Genomic DNA, 24,886 nt, shown 5'->3' with positions numbered 1-24,886 from the left:
TCTCCGATGGGACGCGTACTGCTCGCGGCCCCGCGCGGTTACTGCGCGGGCGTCGAACGGGCGATCATCTCCGTGGAGGAGGCGCTCCGGCGCTTCGGGCCACCGGTCTACGTGCGCAAGCAGATCGTGCACAACACGTTCGTGGTGGCCGATCTCAGCAGGCGCGGCGCGGTCTTCGTCGACGAGCTCGACGAGGTGCCGGACGACGCGCTGGTGATCTTCTCCGCCCACGGCGTCTCCCCCGCGGTCCGGCAGGAGGCCGGGCGCCGCGGCCTGCGCACGATCGACGCCACCTGCCCCCTGGTCACCAAGGTGCACAAGGAGGCGGTACGGCTGGCCGACGCCGGCTACGAGATCGTGCTCGTCGGCCACGCCGACCACGAGGAGGTCGAGGGCACGGTCGGCGAGGCGCCCGGCCGCATCCACGTCGTCGATCCGGCCAGGCCCCACGAGGTCACCGCGAGCGGTGCGGCGCGCATGAGCTGGCTGTCGCAGACCACCCTCTCGGTCGACGAGACCATGGGCGCCGTCGCCGAGCTGCGCGAACGGTTCCCCCACCTGGCCGACCCGCCTAGCGACGACATCTGCTACGCCAGCCAGAACCGCCAGGAGGCGATCACCCGGATCGCCCCCGGGTGCGACCTGGTCGTCGTCGTCGGCTCGGCCAACTCCTCCAACTCCCAGCGGCTGGTCGAGGTCGCGCTGCACGCCGGCGCCCCCGCCGCCCACCTGGTCGACCGCGCCGCCGACGCCGATCCCCGATGGCTCGTCGGCGTGCGGACGGTCGGGGTCAGCTCCGGCGCGTCCGTGCCGGAGGTGCTGGTCGACGACCTGCTCGACTGGCTCGCCGGTCATGGCTTCGCCGACGTCGAGACCGTGACCGTGACCGAGGAGACGCTCACCTTCTCCCTTCCCCTGGAACTCCGTTCCTCCCGCAACCCCGGCTAGACCCCACACCGAGATTGGCGGTGCACCATGACAGAAACGACCGACTCCAGCGCGCCCGTGAACGGCAACGGACAGCTCAGCCTCAGTACCGAGGCCGCCAAACAGCTCGCGACCACGACCAAGACGCCACCGCAGATGCAGGAGATCACCTCCAGGTGGCTCCTGCGGCTGCTGCCGTGGGTGCAATGCTCCGGTGGCGTGTTCCGGGTCAACAGGCGCCTGACGTACACGCTCGGCGACGGGCGTATCACGTTCTCCACGACCGGCTCCGACGTGCGGGTCATCCCCGCCGAGCTGACCGAGCTGCCCATGCTGCGCGGCTTCGACGACATGGACGTGCTCGAAGCGCTGGCCGACCGCTTCCAGCAGCGTGAGATCGAGCCGGGCGAGGCCATCGTCAGGGAGGACGACCCGGCCGACCAGCTCGTGCTGATCGCCCACGGCCGGGTCGGCAAGGTCGGGCAGGGCACCTACGGCGACGAGCAGAACCTCGGCGTCCTGGCCGACGGCGACCACCTCGGCGAGCAGGCGCTGGTCGGCGGCGGCACGTACGACTTCACCGCCACGGCCAAGACGCACACCACCGTGCTCACCCTGTCCAGGCAGACCTTCGAGCAGCTCGCCGAGCAGTCGCCCGCGCTGCGCGAGCACATCCAGAACTGGCGCGCCTCCGGCGACCACGCCCAGAACGCCTACGGCGAGGCCGCGATCGACATGTCCTCCGGCCACTCCGGCGAGGTCGCGCTGCCCGGCACGTTCGTGGACTATGAGCAGTCCCCCCGCGAGTACGAGCTGAGCGTCGCCCAGACGGTCCTGCGGGTGCACAGCCGGGTCTCCGACCTGTACAACCAGCCGATGAGCCAGCTCGACCAGCAGCTCCGCCTCACGATCGAGGCCCTGCGCGAGCGCCAGGAGCACGAGCTGATCAACAACCGGGAGTTCGGCCTGCTGCACAACGCCGACTTCAGCCAGCGCATCCGCACCCGCTCCGGCCCTCCCACGCCCGACGACCTCGACGACCTGCTGGCCGTGGTGTGGAAGGAGCCGGCCTTCTTCCTCGCGCACCCGCAGGCCATCGCCGCGTTCGGCAGGGAGTGCAGCAAGCGCGGCCTCTACCCGCAGGCCAGCGAGGTCAACGGCCACCGCATCCCGGCCTGGCGGGGCGTGCCGATCTTCCCGTGCAGCAAGATCCCGGTCACCGGCAAGCGCACCACGTCGTTCCTGCTCATGCGTACGGGCCAGGAGAACCAGGGGGTCGTCGGCCTGCACCAGACCGGCATCCCCGACGAGTACCAGCCGAGCCTCTCGGTGCGCTTCATGAACATCAACGAGAAGGCGATCATCTCCTACCTGGTCAGCGCCTACTACTCGGCCGCCGTCCTGGTGCCCGACGCGCTCGGCGTCCTGGAGGACGTCGAGCTCGGCAGGAACGGCTAGCAGCCCCTTCGTCCGTCCGGTCCAAGAATTGGTGGTGTTTGTGTTGACGGAGTCGGATCAGCGGCTGAGCCTGGATACCGCCGCGGCGCGGAAGCTCGCCACGACGACCAAGACGCCCCCGCAGATGCAGGAGATCTCCTCCCGCTGGCTGCTGCGGATGCTCCCGTGGGTGGACACCGCCGGCACCTACCGGGTGAACCGGCGGCTCTCCTACATGGTCGGCGGTGGCCGGGTGAGCTTCTCGCGCACCGGCGCCCGGGTGCGGGTGGTGCCGCCGAGCCTGACCGAGCTGCCGCCGCTCCACGGGCTCGACGACGACCGCCTGCTCGACACCCTGGCGGGGCTGTTCGAGCAGCGGGAGTACGCCCGCGGCGACACGATCGCCCGGGCCGGACGGCCGGCTGACGAGATCATCCTGATCGCCGACGGCCGGGTCACCAGGTTCCAGCCGGGCGACTACGGCAACCGCCTCGTGCTCGGCACCCTCGGCGAGGGCGACCACACCGGGACCGAGCCGCCGGGCGACCGGGCCGTACGGCACGACACGCTGGAGGCCGGCACCAGGTGCACGGTGCTGGCCCTGCCATGGGGGGAGCTGCACGCGCTGGCCGAGAGCACACCCGCCCTGCGCGAACGGCTCGAACGCCACCGTGCCCGGCGGGCCGCCCCCCAGACCAAGCACGGTGAGGCGGCCATCGAGCTGGCGGCCGGCCACCGGGGCGAGCACGTCCTGCCGGGCACGTTCGTGGACTACGACCCGGGGCCGCGCGAGTACGAGCTGGGAGTGTCGCAGACCGTGCTGCGCGTGCACACCCGGGTCGCGGACCTGTTCGGCGACCCGATGGACCAGACCGAGCAGCAGCTCAGGCTCACCGTCCAGGCGGTGCGCGAGTCGCAGGAGCGCGAGCTGGTCAACAACCGCGACTTCGGCCTGCTGCACAACGTCGACCCGAGCCAGCGCATCCGCACGCTGACCGGGCCGCCCACCCCCGACGACCTGGACGACCTGGTCAGCCGGAGGAAGAAGTCCCGGTTCTTCCTCGCCCACCCGCGGGCCGTGGCGGCCTTCGGCCGGCAGTGCAGCGCGAGGGGCGTCTATCCCGACACCGTCGAGATCGAGGGCGTGCCCGTGCAGTCGTGGCGGGGGGTGCCCATCCTGCCCTGCGACAAGATCCCGATCAGCCCGGCGGGCACCACCTCCATCCTGTGCATGCGCACCGGCGAGAAGGACCAGGGAGTCGTGGGCCTCTTCCAGACCGGCGTCCCCGACGAGCGGGAGCCGGGGCTCAGTGTGAAGCTCACCGGCATCGACCGGAAGGCGGTCATGTCGTACCTGGTCAGCGCCTACTACTCGTGCGCGGTCCTGGTGCCCGACGCGCTCGGGGTGCTGGAGGACGTGGAGGTCGCGAGCTGATGGCCAAGCCGTTCGAGCTGCCAGAGTTCTACATGCCGTATCCGGCGCGGCTCAACCCGCACCTGGAGGAGGCCCGTACGCACGCCAAGCAGTGGGCGCGCGACATGGGCATGCTGGAGGGCTCGGGCGTCTGGGAGGAGGCCGATCTCGACGGCCACGACTACTCTCTGATGTGCGCCTACACCCATCCCGACTGCGACGCCGCCGAGCTGTGCCTGATCACCGACTGGTACGTCTGGGTGTTCTTCTTCGACGACCACTTCCTTGAGGTCTTCAAGCGCACCGGCGACATCCGGGGCGGCAAGCGGCACCTCGACCGGCTCCCCGGGTTCATGCCGATGGGCGACGACCTGTCCATGCCGGAGCCGGCCAACCCGGTCGAGGCGGGGCTGGCCGACCTGTGGCGGCGTACGGTGCCGGGCATGTCGGCCGACTGGCGGCGGCGGTTCGCCGAGAGCACCCGCCACCTGCTCAACGAGTCGATCTGGGAGTTGTCCAACATCAACGAGGGCCGGATCGCCAACCCGGTCGAGTACATCGAGATGCGCCGCAAGGTGGGCGGCGCGCCCTGGTCGGCGGGGCTCGTCGAGCACGCGGTGCGGGCCGAGATCCCCGCCCGGCTGGCCGGCACCAGGCCGCTGCGGGTGCTGAAGGACAGCTTCTCCGACGCCGTGCACCTGCGTAACGACCTGTTCTCCTACGAGCGGGAGGTCCGGGACGAGGGCGAGCTGAGCAACGGCGTGCTGGTGCTGGAGACGTTCCTCGGGTGCACGACGCAGGAGGCCGCCGACGCCGTCAACGACCTGCTCACCTCGCGCCTGCAGCAGTTCGAGCACACCGCGCTGGGCGAGCTCGGCCCGCTCTTCGTCGAGCACGCCGTCGACCCGCTGTCGGCGGCGGGCGTGCTGGCCTACGTCAAGGGGCTGCAGGACTGGCAGTCCGGCGGGCACGAGTGGCACCTGCGGTCGAGCCGCTACATGAACGAAGGCGCCAGGACGGCCCGGCCGCTCGGCCTGAAGTCGCTGATCGCCGGCACGGGTGCCAAGCGGCTGCGCAACTTCGCCCACGTCAGGCGGCAGCGGGTCGGCCCCTCGCGGATCCCCGAGCTGTACATGCCCTTCGAGCTCCGCCTCTCCCCCCACCTCGACCATGCTCGACACCACGCGGCGGCCTGGTGCGCGTCCATGGGTCTGCTGGAGGCCCAGCCGGGCGTCGCGGGCTCGGCGGTCTGGGACGCCGGCAAGCTGGCCGACTACGACCTGCCGCTGTGCGCCGCGGGCCTGCATCCCGACGCCACCCCCGAGGAACTGGACCTGGCCTCTCACTGGTTGTGCTGGGGCACCTACGGCGACGACTACTTCCCCGTCGTCTTCGGGCGGTCGGGCAACCTGGCGGCGGCCAAGGTCACGGTGTCCAGGCTCTCGGCGTTCATGCCGCTGGACGGCACGCCCGTGCCGCCGCCCGTGAGCGCGCTCGAACGCGGCCTGGCCGACCTGTGGGTCCGTACGGCGGGGCCGATGCCGGCCGCGGCCCGCGCGCAACTCCGCCGGTCGGTCGTGACGATGTGCGAGGGCTGGCTCTGGGAGCTGGGCAACGAGGCGGCCGGGCACGTCCCCGACCCGGTGGACTACCTGGAGATGCGCCGGCTCACCTTCGGCTCGGAGCTGACGATGAGCCTGTGCCGGCTGCGGCACGCGGACGCGCTGCCCGAGGCGCTGTACGAGAGCGGCCCGATGCGGGCGCTGGAGAACGCGGTCATGGACAGCGGGATGCTGATCAACGACATCTTCTCGTACCAGAAGGAGATCGAGTTCGAGGGCGAGGTGCACAACTGCGTCCTGGTGGTCCAGAACTTCTTCGACTGCGATTACCCGGCCGCGCTGGGAATCGTCAACGACCTGCTGACCTCGCGGATGAAGCAGTTCCAGCACATCGCCGCGCACGAGCTGCCGGTCCTGTGCGACGACCTCGGGCTCGACTGCGCGGCGAGGAGGGGGCTCGACGCGTACCTGGCCGACTGCCGCCACTGGCTGAGCGGCATACTCAACTGGCATCGCGGCTGTTTCCGGTACGACGAGCCGTCCCTGCGCCGGCACCACCTGCCGCCGGCCTTCCGGCTGTCCGGTCCCCACGGGCTGGGCACGTCGGCGGCGACCCTCGTCCACAGCGACGTCCACAGCGGCTTCTACAGCGGCACGTCGTACGGGCGCGGGGCGTAGAACCAGCCCATCATGCGCAGCAGCCGCCGCAGGTGCGGCGTGACGTTGCGCAGGCGGATCCACCGCTCGTCCGGGGGCAGCGCGGGCAGCGCCAGCACCCGCAGCCCGGACAGGTCGACGAAGGTCAGCTCGCCGGTGTCGACCACGATGTACGTGCTGCCCCCGCGCGAGTCGGACAGCGTGCTGGCGAGCGCGGGGCTGTTGGTTACGTCGATCTCCCCCGCCAGGGCGACGGCCGGAGCGCCGGGAGCGACCCGCAGCGTGATGGTGAGCTGCCCGTCCTGATAGAGCAGCCGCTCTTCGAGACCGTTCACGACGTGCGCACCCCCCAACAGCTATGGACAGGGGGTTGCCGGTGGGATGACCGTCAAGGTTCCTCCCGGCCGTCCTGGCCGCCCTGAGGAGGTCGCGGCGTCTTTCGCCGCGCTGACGATTAACCCGAAACCAGGTTACACGAAGTTTGTTTCACTATGTGATGTTCAGGAGAATATGACCGAATTGCAGCCCAATTATGAAGGGCTACGACGGCCGCCGAAGACGACCGAGACCGGCCCAGCACGCAGGGCTGGGCCGGTCTCGGACCGACTTCGCGGGGGGCTCGCGCGCGTCCCGTCGCGGCCGATCCGGCGGCGTTCCGCAAGGTGCCTCCACGAGGGGTCGTGGCTGTCGGAACGCCTTCAGGTCAGCCTGACGGGCACACGGACGGACCGCCGCCGATCAGCGGTTTCCTCAGTTGTTGTCGCCGTAGTGGCTCTGGGCGTCCAGGACGTTGAGCTCGATGTCCTGGAGGTGCAGGGCGGTGAGGACGTCGATGTACTTGACGGAGTCGTTGAGGACGTCGTTGGCCAGCGTGAGGTCGTCCAGGATGGACAGCTGGCTCAGGATGGCCTTGCCGCCGTTGTAGGCGTTGGGGCCGACGTCGGCCGAGGCGCTCGTGGCCGTGAACCCGAACAGCGCGCCGGCGATGGCTGCACCGGTGATAATGCGACGCATCATTTTTACTTCCCTTTCATCGGAATCGGCGCAGCGGTGCGCGTCATCATTAATTACCCGCCTCCCGAGTGGCAGGATTTTCGCGAATAACGATCTCGTGGGATCACGGTGGCCCGCAAGGCGAATATGCTAAGCCAAAGTCAAGTACCCGCACTTATTCCTTTGGCCGTCGATCGGGAGAAAGTCGTCCCGAAATGCCCGGAAATATCGTGACTCGTCTGGTAGGGCGGGTTGTTTTATCCCCATACTCCCGGAGAAGGTAATCGGGAGAAGTCGCTTGAAATGTCGTGCCGAAGCGGCGGCACGGCCTGTCACGCGGGGGTGCCTAATATGCCATTGAACGGACTACTGCGGCTGCTGGCAATAGCATTTACGCACATCATTGTGTGCGTTTTCCATTCGTCTCCCGCGCAGGGCGCCGCCGGATGTCATCCGTACGGGTGCCGGGCACAGGCGCCGGCCGTCCGGTCGGCGGCGGGCTCGATCGCGCTGAGGGCGGCGATAGAGATGATCGGCGTCCCGTACTCGTGGGGCGGCGGCGGGCCGGGCGGTCCCGGCTTCGGGACCGGAAAAGGGGCCAAGACCTGGGGGTTCGACTGCTCGGGCCTGTCCGAGTACGCGTGGGCGCGGGCCGGCGTGGCCATCGGGACGACGACGTACGAGCAGTGGCGGTCCGGGATCCGGATAGCGCGGGAGGAGATCCAGCCCGGGGACCTGGTGTTCTACGACAGTGACGCCGACACCCCGGGTCCCGAGCACGTGGCGCTCGCGGTGGACGGCACTCAGATCGTGCACGCGCCCTTCAGCGGCGAGTCCGTACGGCTCGACGCGCTGGAGCGGCCGCATTTCCTGGGCGTCGTACGCCCGAGCCCGGGCCGTCCCGACGCCTGGACCGAGTCCGCCGGCCGGGTGCGCGTACGAATGAGCCCCGCGGCCCAGGTCGTCCTGCAGTGATCGACCTGGACCGCGAGGCGTTCAGAGCTCGGTGCGCACCAAGCCCGTGCCGTGGCCTCGCGAAATGCCACGGCCCGTACCTTCGGTCCACCTCAAGGCACCAGGAAGCCGACCTTGGCCGGGCGGCTCGGCGGCATTGTCCGCGAGACGCCGATCGTCTTCCTGCCTACGCCACGTGAGGAGGCTCAGTTGTTGTCGCCGTAGTCGTCCTGGTTGTTGAGGACGTTGGCCTCGATGTCGTTCAGGTGCAGCAGGGTGAGGATGTCGATGTACTTGATGGAGTCGTTGGCGACATCGTTCAGCGCCGTCAGGTCGTCGAGGATGCTCAGCTGGCTCAGGATGCTCTGCCCGTTGTTGTACGGGTTGGGGCCGACGTCCGCGGACGCGGCGGAGGCGGAGAAGCCGAGAGCGGTGACCGCGATAGCTGCACCGGCCAGAATGCGACGGATCATGTTTGCTTTCCTCCATGGATCGGCGCTGAATTTGTGCGCCATGGTCGTTTGTGCAGGGCTGTGAGGTGCCGCAAATAACCATCGCGGCAGGCAGCGAAAATCGCAACCTGAAAAGCCCTAACGAAGGTCAAGGGGACGCCTCGATTTCTTGGGACTCGGTTTTCGCGCTCATCGACCGGGGACTGCATATATCCCGGTCCCGCTGCCCGGCGAACGGGATTCTTTTGGCCTTCCGGCGGCTAGGTTGGGGCGTTCGTGCACTGCCGTTTAGGCAACGATCACCCGAAACTTGAGGAACGACCTACGGCGAACGGCGTACCTGGGGCGCCATCCATGGGTGTACGTCCGGGATGAACAAAAGGGTGACAGCGGGTCCTGAGTTCGGCGAATCCGGAGCTCGGATGAGTGCGATGCGGACGTATATCCGCAAGACCGTCGTGGTTATCCATGTGGTCGACTCTGTGACGTTGCTCCGACCAGCCATTGGAGGGTGTTCCGCTATTCCGGGGCGATGATCGGGCCGGGTTGCCGGGAGGCGGGCGCGAAACGGGACCGGGCCCATGCGGGACCGGGCGCGACCGCTCGTCCCCCTCCCCGCCGGTCAGGCGTCGAGGGGGTGGGCACGCGTCGCAGAGGTCAGACGTCGGTGATGTGGTCGAAGGGGGTGGTTAGGCGTCGGTTAGGTGGTTCAGGGCGGTGGTTAGGCGGTGGAGGGCGGTCAGGGAGTCGCGGGTGGCGTCGAGGCCGAGCGTTTCCACCAGGCGGGCGGCGAAGGCGCGGTGGCCCGGGACGATCCTGGCGATCGCCTCACGGCCCGCCTCCGTCGGCTGGAGGAGCTTGGCGCGGCGGTGAGCGGGGTTGGGCCGGTATTCGGCGAGCCCCCTTTCCACCAGCAGGTCGGCGATGCGCTGGACCCCCTGCCGGGTCATGCCCATCACCCGCGCGATCCCCGCCACCGGCAGCGGCTCCCCCAGGACGGCGCCCAGCACCTGCCACCAGGCCGCCGTCATCCCCGCCGGCTTGGCCAGCTCCTCCGCCACGTGCAGGAACTGGCCGTTGAGCCGGAACGACGCCAGAGCCAGACCGGACAGCAGCTCGGCCGCCGCGCTTTCCCCGTCACCACTCCCGCCATCGCCGGTTCCCCCGTCACCAGCGCGCCCGTCGTCAGCGCCCCTGCCGCCACCAGCCCTCCCGTTGTCGGCGCCTCCACTGTCACCAGCGCGCTCGCCGTCAGTGCGCGCGTTGGTGGCCGTGGCGGCCGGGGAGGTGTTGCGGTCGGGGGTGGGGGCGTTGTCAGGGGTCATGCGGCCATCAGCACCTCGAACGCCGAGGCGTCGCTCTTGCCGAACAGGCGGTACCAGGCGTCGAGGACGTCGGGACGGTAGACGTCGAGCCGACGGAAGATCTCCCTGGCGAAGGCGGCGGGCTCGGTGGGCCCGGCGGTGACGAGGTCGCCGTCGAGCACGGCGTCCGCCTCCTGGTAGCGCCCGGCGCCGGCGTACCCCTGCTGAGCCCCCAGGTACGGCGCCGCAGCGCTGGTGTGGGCGCGGTCGTCGAGCAGGCCCTCGCGGGCGAGGCCGGCCGTGGCGCCGCAGATGGCCGCCACCGGCACGCCCGCCTCCAGGAACTCGCGGGCCTTGCGGGCGAACGGCGCCAGCTCGTCACCCGCGTCCCACAGGTCGGCCCCCGGCAGGATGAGCAGGGAGCTGCCCTCGGGCGTGAGCCGGTCGAGCGCGAGGCCGGGCGTGACGCGCAGGCCGCCCATGCTGACGACGGGCTCGGCGGTCGGGCCGACGTTGACGATCTCGTACGCCCCCGGCTCGCGCTGGAAGCGTTCGCTGCGCAGATGGGCGGTCGCGTGCCCGGTCTCCCAGTCGGCGAAGGTGTCGTAGACGGCGTGGTGAATGATTCCCCTCATGACAACACACTGTCATTTCGACAACATGTTGTCAATCGAGAACCGTGGGAGTATAGGCGCCATGGCACAGATCGTCGGCGGAGGACGGCCGGTCAACGACGCCGAACGGCGCGTGATCTCCTACTTGCGCGACCACGCCCCCGCCGACTGGCTGCTGCTGCACAACGTCGAGGTCCCCCGCGGCGACGACGTGTTCGAGGTCGACCTGCTCGTGCTGACCGGCCACTCGCTCGTGGTCGTCGACGTCAAGGGCACGCGTGGCCGCATCGAGGTGTCGGGCACCCGCTGGTACCCGCCGCGCAGGGAGGCGTTCGGCTCGCCGGTGACCAAGCTGCGAGGCACGGCCAAGGCGCTGAAGGGCCTGCTGGTGTCCAGGGCCACCCAGCTCGAACGCGTCTACGTCGACAGCCTGGTCGTGCTCACCTCGCCCGACGCCGAACTGGTCGACCAGGCCGGCCGCGACGCCCCCAACGTCACCGGCCTGTCCGGTCTGGTCGCCACGCTGGGCGACGTCTCGCGGATCAGGCGGGGATGCAGCCCCGACGCGCGCCCCTACCTGACGGCGGTCCTCGACGCGCTCAACCACACCGTGCGCCGCAGCACCGCGCCGCCCAGGTTCGGCAACTGGGAGGTCGAGGAGCAGCTCGGCGGCGACGCCAAGGTCACCGAATACCGCGCGTTCAACGTCACCCTGCCGGGCAGCGAGACCGTGCTGCTGCGGGTCTACCAGGCCGACCCGCTGGCCGACCACGAGGCGCGGGCCGCCGAGCGGCAGCGCATCGCCAACGCCTACCAGTCGCTCGCCCGGATCCCGCCCCACCCGTGCGTCGTGCGCTCGCGCGACTTCTTCGCCATCGACGACGAGAGCCGGTTCGTGCTGGTGCTCGACGACGTCCACGGCGAGGCGCTGCATCTGTCGCTGGGCAAGGGGGCCAGGCTGGGCGTGATCCAGGACCTGCTGCGCGGGCTCGCGCACGCGCACGCCAACGGCGTCGTCCACCGGGCGCTCACGCCCGGGTGCGTGCTGGTCACCGACGACGGGCACGCGGTGCTGACCGGGTTCGACTACGCCAAGCCGGGGCCGCGCAACTACACGGTCGCCCACGAGCTGGGCAACGTGCTCGACGCCCATTACGTGGCGCCCGAGTGCCAGGAGCGTCCCGACCGGATGACCACCGCGTCCGACGTCTACGCGGCGGGGGCCATCGCCTATCAGTTGCTCACCGGGCAGCTCCCGACCAGCGCCGACGCCCACGGTCCCGACGTGCCCGACGTGGTGCGCCGGATGCTCGACCCGTCACCGGCCAAGCGGCCGAGCGCTGCGGAGGCGCTCGACGCGCTCCAGGGCGTGCCGTTGCAGCAGTCGCGGCTGCGGCGGCTGGTCCGCCGGCTGGTCTCCGGCCCGTAGCGCCCCGGTCAGACCGGCAGGCTGCGGCGCAGGGCGCTGGCGTGCCTGAGGTAGTCGAGGGCCAGGCCGGTGCGTCCGGCCGAGCGGTGCAGCTCGCCGAGGAGCTGGGTGGCTGACGCCTCGCCGCTGCGGTCGCCGAGCTCCTGGAAGACCTCCAGCGAACGTTCGAGGCCGGTCGAGGCGCGGGTCAGGTCGCCGCGCGCCGCCTGGAGCCCCGCGAGGCTCTGCAGCGCGTACGCCCCGCAGTGGCGGTCGCCGAGCGACTCGAAGATCTCCAGGGCGTGCCGGTGGAACGACATCGCCTGGTGCAGGTGGCCCATCTGGAGGCACACGCATCCCTCCCGGTGGGCGTCCCCGAGCTCCTGGGCCAGCCGCATGGCCTCGCCGAGCGACTCCGCCGCCTGGACGAGGTCGCCCGAGTTCAGGCAGGCCCGGCCGATGGCCTGGCGGGCGAACGCCTCGCCGTGCCGGTCCTCCGAGGCCACGAACATGGCCAGCGCCCGGCGCAGGTGCCCGAGCGACTGGAGGTGCCGGCCGCGGAACTGGCTCACGGCGCCGAGCCCGCAGACGGAGGTCGCCTCGGCCCTGACGTCCCCTATTTCGTGAAATATCTGGCGGGAGAGGGTGAAGCCCTCGGCGGACTCCTCGTACCGGTCCTGGTACAGGCTGACCTGGGCCAGGCCCCTGAGCATGGCGGCCTCGCCGTACCGGTCGCCGGCGGCGCGGGCGGCGGCCAGGGCGGCGGTGTGCGTACGGCGCCAGGTGCCGAGGTGGCAGTGCAGGTCGAGGTAGGGCACCATGGCGGCGGCCAGCCCCCAGGCCGACTCGGCCAGGCCCAGTTCGGCCGCCAGGCCCACGGCTCCGGCCAGCGCCTCGTGCTCCGACTCGAACCAGCTGATCGGGTCGGAGGTGAGCCGGTCGAGGGTACGGGCGGGCAGCCGCCACCTGGCCGCCCTGGCCGCGGTGAGGCTGAAGACGGTGGTGGGCAGGCGGGCCATGGCGTGCTCGGTGGTGGCCGTCCAGGCCGCCAGCACCCGGGCCAGCGCGGCGCGGTCGGGGCCGCGTTCGCGCGCGTGCCTGCCGACGAGGTCGGGCACGCGGTAGCGCGGCTGGCCCACGTCGTCGGTGCCGACCGGGTCCAGGAGGTGGACGTCCACGAGCAGGTCGGTGACGTCGTGCGCGCCGTGCCGGCCGAGCGCGGCGTCCACCACCCAGCCCGGCTGCGCCCCGGCGGCGGGCCCGAGGACGCCGAGCGCGCTCAGGGTACGGGCGGCCTCCGCCGGCAGCCTGCGGTACGTGGCGTCGAAGCAGGCCCGGACCTCCTTCAGCTCGGCCAGCCAGTCCTCCTCCAGCCGCTCGCGCAGCACCGACAGCGACCAGCCGGGCCGGCCGGCCAGCCGGGCTCCGGCGCTCCTGACCGCCAGCGGCGATCCGCCGCAGAGCGTCACGACGGCCAGGGCGTCGGCCGGTTCGCGGGCCACCCGTCCGGCCCCGGCGACGCCGCCGAGCAGCGCCAGCGACTCCTCCGGCGACAACTCGCCGAGCTGGACGCGCAGCGCGCCGGGCAGCTCGGTGATCCGCCGCCTGCTGGTCACGATCACGACGCTCTCGTTGCCGGGGAGCAGCGGGCGTACCTGGGCGGCGTCGCGGGCGTCGTCCAGCAGGACCAGCATCGGGCGCTCGGCCAGCAGCGACCGGAACAGCGCCGACCGCTCGCCGGGCGTCGGCGGCGCGCCGGTCACGCCGAGCGCGCGCAGGGCCTCGGCCAGCAGCTCGCCCGGCGCCCTGCCGCCCAGCTCCAGGTAGAGCTGCCCGGCGGGGAAGGCCGCGCGCAGGCGGTGGGCGGCGTGCACGGCCAGGGCCGACTTCCCCACGCCGGGCGGCCCGGAGATCACCGCGACCGAGAACGTCCCGCCCAGCGCGGCCATGGCGGCGGCCCTGCCGATGAAGTCCGGCAGATCGGGCGGGAGCTGCCGGGGCACGGCCGGCGCCGCCCGTCCCTCGTCGGCCAGGATCAGCTCGTACGCGCCGCGCAGCTCCGCTCCCGGCTCGACGCCGAGCTCGTCCACGAGCTGGTCGCGCACCGCCGCGTACGTGCGCAGCGCCTCGGCCTTGCGGCCCCCGCGGTGCAGGGCGAGCAGCAGCCGGCCCCACAGGTCCTCCCGGTAGGGATGCTCGGCCAGCAGGCCGCGCAGCTCGTCGGCCGCGCCGTCGTGGTCGCCGGCCTTGATGCGCCGCTCGATCAGCGACTCGGCGGCGCGCAGCCGCAGCCGGTGGAGGTGCTCGATCCGGCGGTCCCAGACCGGGCTGCCCGGCAGGTCGCTCAGCGGCGCGCCGCGCCACAGCGCGAGGGCGTCGCCGTACTCGCCACGGCCGGTCAGCTCCTCGAACAGGCGCAGGTCGAGCGTGCCGTCCGCGACGTCGATCGTGTAGCCCGCCCCCGCCGCGCGCAGGCCGACCGGCCCGAGCTGGGACCTCAGCGAGCTGACGTAGGTACGGACGTTGGCCAGGGCCGAACGCGGGGGACGTCCCGGCCAGAGCACCTCGGCGAGCCGGTCGGCGCCGACCACCTGCCCCGCCTCCAGCAGCAACGTGGCCAGCAGCATGCGGGGTTTGCCGCCGGAGATCCGTAGGGGCCGGCCGCCGGAGCGGATCTCCAGCGGCCCGAGGACGTGGAAGGTGACCGTCATGACAGCATCAGCCCCTTTACGGGAGATCTGACAGCTCTTTGTATCGGTTCTGGATGATTCTTGTGCGGCCAATGCGGACTCTGGTGTCACAGATCCCACTGGAAAGGATCACCCCATGAAGCTCAGCCGATCAATGGTCGCGGGCCTCGCATTGTTACTCGGCCTCGGTACGACGACCCCCGCCTTCGCCGACCCCGAACCGGAGTCCGCGCAGGCGCAGCTCCTCGCGACGAACTTCCAGATGCCGTTCCCCTGCGGCCAGACCTGGACCGGCAACTCCAGCGCGAGCAGCGCCCACCAGTCGTGGGAGATCGACTTCAACCGGGGCAGCACGGCCGACGCCGACCTCGGCGACCCGGTGGTGGCCGCCGCGTCGGGAACGGTGGCGATCTCGGCGCACCAGGGCTCGACCAACGGCTACGGCAACCTCGTCAAGATCGACCACGGCGGCGGCTGGTCCAGCTACTACGCCCACCTGAACACCCGGCTGGTCAGCGCCGGCCAGTCCGTCTCGCAGGGCCAGCAGATCGGCACGGTCGGCAACACCAGCAAGCCGGGCAACAACATCAGCCCCCACCTGCACTACGAGGTGCGCCTGGGCACCAGCTACCCGTCGAACATCCAGAAGGCCGTCTTCAACGGCGTCACCTTCGGCTACCCGGTCCAGACGGTGACCTCGAAGAACTGCGGCGGGTCCACCAACCCGTACACGCCGCAGGAGGCCTGCGGCTCCGGCTACGACGTGATCGACTCGGCCGGGCTCGGCGCCGACGGGACCGTCTACCTGCTCTACAACAACTCCAACGGCAACAACTGCGTGGTCACCATGAAGGCGAAGTCGCTCGGCACGGCGACCGCGACGACCGCCTACCTGGAGGTGCAGGGCAGTACCAGGAAGACGGACTCGGGCAACTACGGCTACTACGCCGGTCCGGTCTACGCCGCCGCCGCGAACACGTGCGTCAAGTGGGGCGGCAAGGCCGGCGCCTCGGCGTACGACAGCCCGTTCGAGCACTGCGGCTGAGGCGGCTCAGGCAGGCGTGATCGTGTCGAGGACGTCGATCACGTACAGCATGGGCCTGTCCCCGGGGGATCCCACGGCCAGCCGGCTGCCGACCTGTCGGCCGACCAGGGCCTCCAGCCAGGCGGGCGGCACCGAGCCCGGCTTGAGCGTGAAGGCGCTGGGGCCGCCCCGCCGGTAGGACGAGTCCACCACCGAGCGGGACGGCCAGGACGCGGCCACGTACTGGATCACCACCTTGGAACCCGCTGTGACGTCCCGCCCCGAACCGTCGATGAGGACGCGGGGCGCGGAGTCCGGCCGCAGGTCGGACGGGATCGCCGGCAGGGCCCGTCCGACGAGCCGCGCGTCGGGCGGGTAGCCGCCGAGGATGTCGAAGACCACCACCAGCGTGTCGGCCGGCGAGACGCCGGTCAGCGGCAGGTTCGGGCCCATGGCCTCCGACGCCGGGCTGACCAGCATGACGCGGCTGCCGGCCGGCCTGCCGATGAGCGAGGCCCGCCAGGTCTCGGAGACCTGCCTGCCGTCGAAGACGACCGTCGTGGGCTGGTTGCCGTCGTAGGTGCTGAGATACGGCTTGTTTCCCGACCATCGCCGGATGTCCACGTCGGCGAGCACGACGTCCCCCGGGACCGTACGCCGGCCGTTGCCCATGGAGAGCACCGTGATCCGCGGCGTGCGCCCCGGCTTCCCCCGAGGTATGGCGACGACGGGCTTGCTGCCGAACGCGCCCGTCACGACGGGCTGGGAGCCGTCCTCGGCGACGCCACACGAGGTGGCCAGCATGAGTACGGCAGGCCAGAGCAGGCGCACGATTTCCCCCAAGATGCCAGATCCGAAGGGGTTACTTGCCGCAATAGCCAAAAGGAAAGCTGCGGGTCTCGCCATCTCACGACAAAGGGCGCGGGAGACTGGACCGCGTGAGCAAGCCCAACCTGGCCCGCAGGGTCGCTGAAGCAGCCGAGATCGCGTTGACCAACCGCCACTACGTGACGTTCATCGACGTCGTGACGGCGTTGCGCTGGCTGCACTCCCGGCACGTGGACCTCTGGCGGCAGGGCCGGGCCGGCACGCTGGCCGAGCTGGCCGCGGTGGACGAGGAGCGCCTGCTCGCCACGGCCGGGCTGCTGCGGGAATGGGCCCTGGCCAAGGGGCTCAGGCCGGTGGACACGCCGTACGTGGCCGGCACCCGCGACCGGCGCGACCTGCGCTTCACCTCGGGGCACGGGCAGGACGCCTTCCGCGTCCACTGGCTCTCGCCCGACCTGAGCGAGGCTCGGGCGCGGCGGCTCACCGAGCGGCAGAGCAAGGCGCCCGACCTGGTGGCGGTGGCCTCGCAGGGGCCGTGGACGTGCGCGTCCTGCGGTGACACCGGGCCGTACCTGATCATGGAGGACGACCGGCCCCACTGCCTGAGCTGCGCCGACATGGACCACCTGGTGTTCCTGCCGTCGGGGAACGCGGCGCTCAGCCGGCGGGCCAAGCAGGAGAGCGGGCTGTCGGCGGTGGTCGTCCGGTACAACCGGCGGCGCAAGGTCTACCAGCGTCAGGGCGTCCTGGTCGAGGAGGCCGCGCTGACCGCGGCCGAGGAGCGCTGCCTGGCCGACGAGGAGGCGCGTATGCGCCGCCGCGAGCGTGACCAGGCGCGCAGGGCCGAGCAGGACGTCGGCTTCCAGGCGGCGATGGCGGCCGAGATCGCCCGGCTGTTCCCGAGCTGCCCGGCCGAGCGGGCCCGCGAGATCGCCGAGCACGCCGGCCAGCGCGGCAGCGGCCGGGTGGGCAGGACGGCGGCGGCCAGGGCGCTCGACGAGAACGCCATCACGCTGGCGGTGATCGCGTCGATCCGGCACCTCGACACCGACTACGACCGCCTGCTCATGTCGGGCGTCCCCCGCATGGAGGCCCGCGACCGGATCAGGGACACCATCGAGGCCAAACTCACGCAGTTCCGGCGACCGCCTCGATGATCGGTCGCCGGGTGGACAGTTCGGCGAGGGGCGGGCGGGGCAGGCCGACCACCTTGCCCAGGTCGTCGGCGCGGCGCAGGGCGATTGGGCCTGGGCGCCTCGCACCGGGCCGGCAGGTCCATCAGCTCGTCGACCGTCACGTCGGCAGCCTCCCGCGCGGACGGCCCGTGCCGCCAGGCGGGACTTTTCGATATCGTCCATCGCATGGACGACTGGCACACCGTACGGGAGGAGCTGCGGACCTTCGCGCTGGGGCTGCCCGAGACCCACGAGGACCATCCGTGGGGCGAGACGGTCATCAAGGTCAACAAGAAGGTCTTCCTGTTCCTCGGCCTGGACGAGCAGACGGAGAAGTGGGACCCGACGTTCGGCGTGAAGCTGCTGTCGGAGGCGCACGGCCACGCGCTGACCGTCGAGGGCGCGGCCCCCAGCGGGTACGGCCTGGGCAGGGCCGGCTGGGTGACCGTGCCGTTCCTGTCGGCGCTGCCCGCGACCGACGTGCTGCTCGACTGGGTGGAGGAGAGCTACCGGACCATCGCCCCGAAGCGGGCGGTCAAGCTACTGGACGGCGAGCCGTAGCGCGAAGGCGACCAGCAGCACCCCGGTCACGCGCTCGACCCTGGCCCGCACCCGCGGCCTGCGCAGCAGCGCGCTCACCCGGTCGATGATCACGTTGTAGAGGCTGAACCAGAGCGCGTAGAGCACGGCGATGATCCCCGACAGCAGCAGGGCCCTTCCCAGGGTGTCGCCGTGGCCGGGCAGGAACTGCGGCAGCCAGGTCACGAAGAGCAGCAGCACCTTGGGGTTGAGCAGGTTCGACAGCAGCCCCCTGCGGACGTGCACGAGCGGCGAGCCGGTCGGGGGCGCGGCGGCCTCCACGGCCTTGGTCCGGTTCCGGCTGGACAGCAGCGCGTGCACCCCGAGCCAGAGCAGGTAGCAGATGCCGAGGCCGCGTACCACGGTGAAGGCGGTGGGCGAGGCGACCAGCAGCGCCGACAGGCCGACCGCGGCGGCGGCGGCGTGCACGGACAGGCCGAGCAGGCCGCCGAGCATGGTCAGCAGGCCGGCCACGCGGCCGTGTGCGAGGGAGTTGCGCATGATCAGCGCGGCGTCGGGGCCGGGAATCATGATCATGATGAGCGTCGTGACCGCGAAGGTCAGCAGCATGGCGGGGGTCTCCCGGAGCTGAGGGCGCGCTCCCGCCCGACCCGCCGGGTGTGCGGAGGTCGCACGGTCACGCGGGCGAACATCGTCAGTGCCTTGTGGGCACTGACGATGATACCGGGACCAGTTTGCCGAAACGCGCCAGGGCGGTCGATAAGGGATCTCTTTGGCGAAAGCCACCGTGAGCCCCTGCCGGGCGGCTATTTGGCGAAGGCCGCCAGCGCGACGCCGAGGCCGCGTTCGTTCTGGCCCTGGGCCTTGGCGTCGGTGGAGTTGAGCGAGTAGACCACGACGCGGCTCAGGTCGCGGGTGGCGCCGATACCGGTGGAGTTGCCGTAGCGGGCGCCGGTCTTGCCGTACGCGACGATGCCGCCGGGCAGCACCAGCTCGGTCAGGCCCGAGGTGTAGTGGGCCGGCTCGTCGTCGGTGCCGAACATGGTCACCTTCGGCACGGTGAACATCAGCTCCAGCTGCTCGGCGGGCACGAGCTCGCCGCCGAACAGCGCCTTGGTGAACTTCTCCAGGTCGGCGGTGGTGGAGATGAGGTCGCCCGAGGCCCAGGTCGAGGTGACCTCCATCTCGGTGACGTCCACGACGTACGCCTTGCCGTAGGCGAAGGAGTCGGGGAAGCCCTTCGGGACGACCTGGTAGCCGTGGTTGTGCCGGCCGTGGATCTTGACGGACGTCCCGGGGAAGTAGCTCTGGTTCATGCCGACCGGACGCAGGATCCGGGCGCCGACCTCCTGCTCGTACGACCTGCCGGTGACCTTCTCGATCACCAGGCCCTCGACGAAGGTGTTGGTGTTGAGGTAGTGCTGCTCGGTCCCGGGGGTGAACTCGATCGGGTTGAGCACGGCCTGGCGGACGTACTCCTTCGGGGTGATCGTCGTGAGGCGTTCGGCGTAGACCCGCTCGAAGCCGCCCTCCGACTTCGGTGACGGCAGGCCGCTGGTGTGGTTGAGCACCTGGGACAGCTTGACCGGCGGGTAGTCGGCGGGCAGCAGCCCCGGCAGGTAGTCCTGGACCGTGCGGTCGAGCGAGATCCTGCCCTCGGCCACGAGCTGGAGCACGACCGCCGTGGTCAGCACCTTGGTCACGCTGCCCGCCCGGAATCTGGCCCCCTCCTTGGCCGGATGCTTCCCGCGCAGATCGGTCACGCCCGAGACGCCGTGCCAGGAGCCGGCCGAGCCGCTCACCCTGACCTCGGCGGCGGTGGCGTCGGGCGCGGGCAGCCCGGCGATGCTCTTCCGCAGCGCCGCCTCGTTGATCGGCGGCACCTGCGCGGTGACGGCGCTGTGGGAGCTCGCCCGGGTCTGGGCGAGGGCGGGGGCGCTGACGGTCAGGGCGGCCAGGGCGAGGACGACGGCGGCGATACGGGTGCGCTTCATGGGGGATCTCTCCAGGTCACATCGGCTTTCGATGGGACAATCCTGGCTGGAGACCCCCTGGCGGGGGATCGCCGACGACGGCGATCTTCCGGCTCGCTCTCAAGAGGGAGGGGGCTCGCCCGATCAGGTGACCGCGAGCCGCCGGGCGTACTTCTCGTCCCGCCACAGCTCCTTGTCCAGCACCTCCAGCAGCGTGGCGGCCGCGTCGTAGACGTCCGTGTAGCCGATGTAGAGCGGCGCGAAACCGAACCGCAGGACGTCCGGCGCGCGGAAGTCGCCGTGCACGCCCCGGTCGATGAGGGCCCGCATGACCGGGTAGCCGTCGGGGTGGTGGAAGCAGACCTGGCTGCCGCGCGCCTCCGGCTCGGCGGGCGAGACCAGCTTGAGCGCGTCGCCGACCAGGTCGGCGAAGAGCGAGGTCAGGGCGATGCTCTTGGCCCGCACCTGTGCCATCGGCACCCGCTCCCACATCTCCAGCGCCGCCTCCAGCGCCGCGAACGACACCACGTGCGGCGTGCTGACCGCGAACCGCCGGATGCCCTCGGCCGGGCGGTAGCCGGTCTCGAAGGCGAACGGCTCGGCGTGGCCGTGCCAGCCGGACAGCACGTTCTCGGCGGTGGCGTGGTGACGCGGGTTGACGTAGAGGAAGGCGGGCGCGCCCGGTCCCGCGTTGAGGTACTTGTACGTGCACCCGACCGCGAAGTCGGCCTGCGACACGTCCACCTCCATGGCGCCGACGCTGTGGCACACGTCCCAGACCATGAGCGCCCCGGCCGCCTGGACCCGGGCGGTCACCGAGGGCACGTCCCGCCTGGCGCCCGTACGGTAGTCCACCTCCGACAGCAGCACCACGGCCGCGTCGTCGAACCGGCCCTGCGCGTAGTCGCGCACCTCGTAGTCGCCGAGCAGCCGGGCCAGGCCCTGGGCGATGTAGTGGTCGGTGGGGAAGTTCCGGGGGTCGGAGACGATCACCTTGCGGCCGGGGCGCAGCCGTACCGCGGCGGCCAGCGCCTGGTAGGCGGCGATCGTGGTGGTGTTGCCCACGACGACCTGGCCGGGGCCGGCCCCGATCAGCGGCGCGAGCCGGTCGCCCGCGGTCAGGGGCTGGTCGTACCAGCCGGCCGCGTTCCAGCCGCCGACGAGCCGGCCGCCCCACTCCTCCTCGACCGTGCGGCGCACCCGTTCCGCGGCGCGGCGGGGCAGCGCGCCGAGCGAGTTGCCCACGAGGTAGACGACCCCCTCGGGCAGGACGAACTCGTCCTTGAACGGCCGCAGCGGATCGTCGGCGTCGAGGGCGAGGCAGGCGTCACGGTCCAGCACCGGTTGTGCTCCTTATGGGGGTGGGATGGTGGCAATTATCCGGTTTACACCATTCTGGTACTCGCTGACGTACCAGTTCTGCACCGGGTTGTGTGCCGAGGCGGCGTTGTCCGGGTTCTCCAGCGCGGGCGACCAGAGCCCGACGCTGACCATGCCCTCCCCACCCGCGTAGAAGGCGTACAGGAGCCTCGCGCCCCGCCGCGAGATGATCGCGCCGCCCCGTACGGGCTCGTCCTCGGCGGCGAGGGGCACCGAGCCGCCGCATCCCGCGACCATCAGCGCGACCAGTCCCAGCACGGCGACGCGCATGGGACCCCCTTCAGCCCAGGTTCTAGCCCTTGCCGGGGTGCAGAGCGCCGCACCGGTCACACGTACGGGCCTTCTCGTCGGCGTAGAACGCCGCGAAGACCGGCGGCAGGTCCTTGACGATGTCGCGCACCTGGAGCTCGACCTCGTGGACCTTGGCGCCGCACTCCATGCAGTACCACTGGAACTTCTCCAGCTCGCCCTCGGGCCGGATCCGCTCCACCACCAGCCCGACGGACCCGGCCTCGGGGCGCTGCGGCGAGTGCGGCATGCGCGCCGGCAGCAGCCACATCTGGCCCTCGCGGACGTGCACGATCTCGGGGCCGTTCTCGGTCACCACGTTGACGTGCATGTTGCCGCGCAGCTGGTAGAACAGCTCCTCGTACGGGTCGACGTGGAAGTCGGTCCTGGAGTTGGGCCCGCCGACCACCATCACGATGAAGTCGCCGGCCTCCTCGAAGACCACCTTGTTGCCGACCGGCGGCTTGAGCAGGTGGGCGTGCTCGTCGATCCACTTGGTGAAGTCAATGGGGGGAATCATGATCGCTCCTGTGGATGGTAGGCGACGGCCTGCATCTCGATGAGCAGGTGCGGGTGCGGGAGCTGGTGCACCGCGACCGTGGTCCTGGTCGGACCCTCCTCGTCGAAGAACTCGGCGTACACCTCGTTGTAGCCCTTGAAGTCGTTCATGTTTACCAGGTATGTGGTGATCTGTACGAGATCGGCCAGCGAGCCTCCGGCGGCCTTGAGCAGGTCGCCGACGTTCTCGATGACCGCCCGCGTCTGGACGCGGATGTCCAGGTCGGTGACGCCGTACCGGTCGGCCCCCGCACCCGCGAAGGTGCCGTCGGGCCTGCGGGAGCTGGTGCCGGAGATGTACAGGAAGTCGCCCGCGCGTCTGACGTGCGGGAACCGTCCCCGGGGCACGGCCTTGCCCGGGACGGTGATGGCCTCGCCGCTCACGTGCCGAACACCGCCCGCACCGATCCGAGCCCCTCGATGCGGGCCTCGAACACGTCCCCGGCCTCGACCGGCACGACCGGGCCGAGCGCGCCGGTCAGGACGACGTCCCCGGCGCGCAGCGGTCGGCCGGTGGCGGCCAGCGCGCCGGCCAGCCAGAGGGCGGCGTTCAGCGGGTTGCCCAGGCACGCGGCGCCGGACCCCGAGGAGACCTCCTCGCCGTTGCGGGTCATCGTCATCGCCGCCGCGCCGAGGTCGAGCGCCGTCAGCGGCTTCGGGGTGCCGCCCAGCACGTACGCGCCGCCGGAGGCGTTGTCGGCGACCGTGTCGGCGATCGTGATGTCCCAGTCGGCGATGCGCGAGTCGGCGATCTCGATGGCGGGCAGCGCGAACTCCACCGCCCTGATCACGTCCACCAGCGTGAACGGCCCCTCGGTCAGGTCCCGGCCGAACACGAGCGCGACCTCGGCCTCGGCGCGCGGCTGCAGGAACCGCTCCACCCGTACGGGCCGGCCGTCGAGCTCGGCCATGTCGGCGAAGAGCATGCCGTGGTCGGGCTGGTCGATGCCGAACTTCTGCTGCAGCAGCGGGTTGGTGGCACCGATCTTCCTGCCGACCGGCCGCCGGCCCTCCTCCAGCGCCCGACGGGTGTTGATCTCCTGCACCGCGTAGGCGTCGGCCACCGTGGTGATGAGGTCCCTGATCGGTGCGCAGGGCTTGCCGGTACGCGCGGCCTCGGCGAGCCGCTCGGCGGCCTGACCTCGGGTGTCGACGGCCAGGGACCATTCGTCATGCATCGGGTTGCTCCAGTTTGATGGTGATGGTGGTGGGCTCGGAGTAGAAGTCGAGCGACTGCGTGCCGCCCTCCCTGCCGATGCCCGACAGCTTCACGCCGCCGAACGGGGTGCGCAGGTCGCGCAGGTACCAGGTGTTGACCCAGACCAGCCCCGCCTCCAGGCGCTGGGCCACACGATGGGCGCGGTCGAGGTTGGTGGTCCAGACGGTGGCGGCCAGGCCGTACTCGCTGCCGTTGGCCAGGTCGACGGCCTCGGCCTCGCTGTCGAAAGGAGCCACGTGGCACACGGGGCCGAAGATCTCCTCTCGATTGAAACGGGACCACTCCGATAACCCTGTCATTACCGTCGGTTCCACGAAATATCCGGAATCGCGGTGATCGCCGAACGTGGGGACGCCTCCTCCTGTGAGCACCTTGGCTCCCTCCGAGCGGGCCAGGGCGTAGTAGGACAGCACCTTCTCCCGATGTGCGGCCGAGATCATCGGCTGCGGCTCGACCTCCTGGGCGCGCGAGGCGAGCCGGCCGCAGAAGTCCTCGAAGATCGTCCGCTCGACGTAGAGCCGCTCGGTGCACAGGCACACCTGGCCGCCGTTGGTGAAGACCGACTTCACGGTCCCCTCGACGGCCCGGCCGAGGTCGCAGTCCTCGAAGACCAGGCCGGCGTTCTTGCCGCCCAGCTCGAACGAGATCGGCTTGACCCGGTCGGCGGCCGTCTTCATGATCTGCGTCCCGGTCGCGGTCGAGCCGGTGAACGTCACGCCGTCCACGCCTGGGTGCTCGACGAGGAGCTGGCCCGCCGGGCCGTGTCCGAAGATGATGTTGACTACGCCCGGGGGCAGGCCGGCGTCGGCGCAGATCTCGGCGAAGACCGCGGCCGAGCCGGGCGTGTGCTCCGACGGCTTGACCACCACGGTGTTACCGGCGACCAGGGCGGGCGCGAGCTTCCACGTCATGAGCAGGAACGGCAGGTTCCACGGCACGATCACGGCGACCACGCCCAGCGGCCTGCGCACGGTGTAGCTCAGCACGCCGGCCAGGTGGAAGGCGTCGTCGGGGCGCTGGGAGGCGATCTCGGCGAAGGCGCGGAAGTTCGCGATGCCACGCGGGACGTCGAGCGTGCGGGTCTGGCCGAGCGGCTTGCCGGTGTCGGCGATCTCGGCCGTGACCAGGTCGTCGAAGCGGACCTCGATGCCCTCGGCGAGGCGGCGCAGCCATCCGGCCCGCTCGGCCACCGGCAGCCCCGCCCAGTCGCGCGCCGCCTCCCTGGCCGCGCGCACCGCCCGGTCGACCACCTCCGGGTCGGCCTCGTGCACCTGCCTGATCACCCCGCCCGTCACCGGGTCGTGGACCGGGAACGCATTGCCCGCCGCCACCGGCAGCCCGCCGATGAAATGGGTCAGCACAGCAGCCTCCTCTAGCCTCACTCCCGGTATAGATCGTCGGGCGACGGTGAGACAACAGTCCGGCGGGAGCGGGAACCGCGCGGGGCCGTCATGGCTCGGTGGCGCCGGTGACACTGAGCCACCCCTCA

The 24,886-nt window shown here is 71.0% G+C and carries 24 protein-coding genes; 9 read left to right on the top strand and 15 right to left on the bottom strand.

Annotation, left to right across the window (positions count from 1 at the left end; genetic code table 11):
- The first annotated feature begins 6 nt into the window (after positions 1–6).
- From ACIHAD_RS36520 to ACIHAD_RS36505, 4 genes are read left to right on the top strand one after another with little or no spacing between them, the layout of a single operon-like run.
- Entirely contained in the window at positions 7–948 is a 942-nt protein-coding gene (locus ACIHAD_RS36520; RefSeq protein ID WP_397359284.1) for a 4-hydroxy-3-methylbut-2-enyl diphosphate reductase, read from the top strand.
- Between the two features lie 27 nt (positions 949–975).
- Positions 976–2,385 (top strand): family 2B encapsulin nanocompartment shell protein, encoded by a 1,410-nt coding sequence (locus ACIHAD_RS36515; protein WP_397359283.1) that lies wholly within the window; start codon positions 976–978, stop codon positions 2,383–2,385.
- Positions 2,386–2,428: 43 nt separating this feature from the next.
- On the top strand, positions 2,429–3,799 hold the full coding sequence (locus ACIHAD_RS36510; protein ID WP_397359282.1) for a family 2B encapsulin nanocompartment shell protein: 1,371 nt from the start codon (positions 2,429–2,431) through the stop codon (positions 3,797–3,799).
- Entirely contained in the window at positions 3,799–6,018 is a 2,220-nt protein-coding gene (locus tag ACIHAD_RS36505) for a germacradienol/geosmin synthase (RefSeq protein ID WP_397359281.1), read from the top strand. The genes ACIHAD_RS36510 and ACIHAD_RS36505 overlap by 1 nt, the downstream gene beginning before the upstream one ends.
- Here the strand turns inward: ACIHAD_RS36505 and ACIHAD_RS36500 are convergent.
- Together ACIHAD_RS36500 and ACIHAD_RS36495 are read right to left on the bottom strand one after the other, a co-directional pair.
- The gene (locus tag ACIHAD_RS36500) at positions 5,985–6,332 is read right to left on the bottom strand and encodes an STAS domain-containing protein (protein WP_397359280.1); all 348 of its coding nucleotides are present in this window, start codon (positions 6,330–6,332) and stop codon (positions 5,985–5,987) included. The two genes, ACIHAD_RS36505 and ACIHAD_RS36500, sit on opposite strands and share 34 nt — an antisense overlap.
- A 415-nt stretch (positions 6,333–6,747) precedes the next feature.
- On the bottom strand, positions 6,748–7,014 hold the full coding sequence (locus ACIHAD_RS36495) for a hypothetical protein (RefSeq protein ID WP_397359279.1): 267 nt from the start codon (positions 7,012–7,014) through the stop codon (positions 6,748–6,750).
- Positions 7,015–7,518: 504 nt separating this feature from the next.
- On the opposite strand from ACIHAD_RS36495, the gene ACIHAD_RS36490 reads away from it, so the two are divergent.
- Positions 7,519–7,965 (top strand): C40 family peptidase, encoded by a 447-nt coding sequence (locus ACIHAD_RS36490; protein ID WP_397359278.1) that lies wholly within the window; start codon positions 7,519–7,521, stop codon positions 7,963–7,965.
- A 185-nt stretch (positions 7,966–8,150) separates the two neighbouring features.
- Here ACIHAD_RS36490 and ACIHAD_RS36485 read toward each other — a convergent pair whose 3' ends face one another.
- The 3 genes from ACIHAD_RS36485 to ACIHAD_RS36475 form a co-directional block, all read right to left on the bottom strand.
- A complete protein-coding gene (locus ACIHAD_RS36485; protein ID WP_397359277.1) occupies positions 8,151–8,417 on the bottom strand; it encodes a hypothetical protein in 267 nt (88 codons plus the stop codon).
- Positions 8,418–9,085: 668 nt separating this feature from the next.
- A complete protein-coding gene (locus ACIHAD_RS36480) occupies positions 9,086–9,721 on the bottom strand; it encodes a MarR family winged helix-turn-helix transcriptional regulator (RefSeq protein WP_397359276.1) in 636 nt (211 codons plus the stop codon).
- On the bottom strand, positions 9,718–10,335 hold the full coding sequence (locus tag ACIHAD_RS36475; protein WP_397359275.1) for a DJ-1/PfpI family protein: 618 nt from the start codon (positions 10,333–10,335) through the stop codon (positions 9,718–9,720). Before ACIHAD_RS36475 ends, ACIHAD_RS36480 begins: the two co-directional genes overlap by 4 nt.
- Positions 10,336–10,396: 61 nt before the next feature.
- On the opposite strand from ACIHAD_RS36475, the gene ACIHAD_RS36470 reads away from it, so the two are divergent.
- Positions 10,397–11,743 carry an NERD domain-containing protein kinase family protein gene (locus ACIHAD_RS36470; RefSeq protein ID WP_397359274.1) on the top strand — a complete coding sequence of 449 codons (1,347 nt, stop codon included), beginning with the start codon at positions 10,397–10,399 and terminating at the stop codon, positions 11,741–11,743.
- An 8-nt stretch (positions 11,744–11,751) separates the two neighbouring features.
- Here ACIHAD_RS36470 and ACIHAD_RS36465 read toward each other — a convergent pair whose 3' ends face one another.
- Complete coding sequence (locus ACIHAD_RS36465) at positions 11,752–14,433, bottom strand: BTAD domain-containing putative transcriptional regulator (RefSeq protein WP_397359273.1); 2,682 nt, start codon at positions 14,431–14,433, stop codon at positions 11,752–11,754.
- Positions 14,434–14,548: 115 nt separating this feature from the next.
- Between ACIHAD_RS36465 and ACIHAD_RS36460 the strand changes: the two genes are divergently transcribed.
- Positions 14,549–15,457, top strand: coding sequence for a M23 family metallopeptidase (locus ACIHAD_RS36460; protein WP_397359272.1), 909 nt, complete (start codon positions 14,549–14,551; stop codon positions 15,455–15,457).
- Between the two features lie 6 nt (positions 15,458–15,463).
- On the opposite strand, the gene ACIHAD_RS36455 is transcribed toward ACIHAD_RS36460, so the two are convergent.
- The gene (locus ACIHAD_RS36455) at positions 15,464–16,267 is read right to left on the bottom strand and encodes an FKBP-type peptidyl-prolyl cis-trans isomerase (protein WP_397359271.1); all 804 of its coding nucleotides are present in this window, start codon (positions 16,265–16,267) and stop codon (positions 15,464–15,466) included.
- A gap of 107 nt (positions 16,268–16,374) precedes the next feature.
- Here ACIHAD_RS36455 and ACIHAD_RS36450 point away from each other — a divergent pair, with 107 nt between their 5' ends.
- Positions 16,375–17,421 (top strand): DUF2293 domain-containing protein, encoded by a 1,047-nt coding sequence (locus ACIHAD_RS36450; protein ID WP_397359270.1) that lies wholly within the window; start codon positions 16,375–16,377, stop codon positions 17,419–17,421.
- A gap of 204 nt (positions 17,422–17,625) precedes the next feature.
- Positions 17,626–18,000 (top strand): MmcQ/YjbR family DNA-binding protein, encoded by a 375-nt coding sequence (locus ACIHAD_RS36445; protein WP_397359269.1) that lies wholly within the window; start codon positions 17,626–17,628, stop codon positions 17,998–18,000.
- Here the strand turns inward: ACIHAD_RS36445 and ACIHAD_RS36440 are convergent.
- The 8 genes from ACIHAD_RS36440 to ACIHAD_RS36405 all read right to left on the bottom strand — a co-directional run bounded on the left by ACIHAD_RS36440 (position 17,980) and on the right by ACIHAD_RS36405 (position 24,758).
- Positions 17,980–18,588, bottom strand: coding sequence for a LysE family translocator (locus tag ACIHAD_RS36440; RefSeq protein WP_397359268.1), 609 nt, complete (start codon positions 18,586–18,588; stop codon positions 17,980–17,982). The two genes, ACIHAD_RS36445 and ACIHAD_RS36440, sit on opposite strands and share 21 nt — an antisense overlap.
- Before the next feature lie 197 nt (positions 18,589–18,785).
- The gene (locus tag ACIHAD_RS36435; RefSeq protein ID WP_397359267.1) at positions 18,786–19,973 is read right to left on the bottom strand and encodes a serine hydrolase domain-containing protein; all 1,188 of its coding nucleotides are present in this window, start codon (positions 19,971–19,973) and stop codon (positions 18,786–18,788) included.
- Between the two features lie 123 nt (positions 19,974–20,096).
- Positions 20,097–21,293 carry a kynureninase gene (kynU, locus tag ACIHAD_RS36430; RefSeq protein WP_397359266.1) on the bottom strand — a complete coding sequence of 399 codons (1,197 nt, stop codon included), beginning with the start codon at positions 21,291–21,293 and terminating at the stop codon, positions 20,097–20,099.
- A gap of 12 nt (positions 21,294–21,305) precedes the next feature.
- Entirely contained in the window at positions 21,306–21,602 is a 297-nt protein-coding gene (locus ACIHAD_RS36425; protein ID WP_397359265.1) for a hypothetical protein, read from the bottom strand.
- 22 nt (positions 21,603–21,624) lie between these two features.
- Positions 21,625–22,140, bottom strand: coding sequence for a 3-hydroxyanthranilate 3,4-dioxygenase (locus ACIHAD_RS36420; protein ID WP_397359264.1), 516 nt, complete (start codon positions 22,138–22,140; stop codon positions 21,625–21,627).
- The gene (locus ACIHAD_RS36415) at positions 22,137–22,562 is read right to left on the bottom strand and encodes a RidA family protein (RefSeq protein WP_397359263.1); all 426 of its coding nucleotides are present in this window, start codon (positions 22,560–22,562) and stop codon (positions 22,137–22,139) included. Before ACIHAD_RS36415 ends, ACIHAD_RS36420 begins: the two co-directional genes overlap by 4 nt.
- A complete protein-coding gene (locus ACIHAD_RS36410; protein ID WP_397359262.1) occupies positions 22,559–23,356 on the bottom strand; it encodes a 2-keto-4-pentenoate hydratase in 798 nt (265 codons plus the stop codon). The genes ACIHAD_RS36415 and ACIHAD_RS36410 overlap by 4 nt, the downstream gene beginning before the upstream one ends.
- The gene (locus ACIHAD_RS36405; protein ID WP_397359261.1) at positions 23,349–24,758 is read right to left on the bottom strand and encodes an aldehyde dehydrogenase family protein; all 1,410 of its coding nucleotides are present in this window, start codon (positions 24,756–24,758) and stop codon (positions 23,349–23,351) included. Before ACIHAD_RS36405 ends, ACIHAD_RS36410 begins: the two co-directional genes overlap by 8 nt.
- Positions 24,759–24,886: the final 128 nt, after the last annotated feature.

Origin of the sequence: Nonomuraea sp. NPDC052265 (assembly GCF_044547985.1) — a bacterium.
Lineage (GTDB): Bacteria > Actinomycetota > Actinomycetes > Streptosporangiales > Streptosporangiaceae > Nonomuraea.
The sequence above is the reverse complement of the archived record's forward strand: the minus strand, read 5'-3'. Positions and strand labels throughout refer to the sequence as shown.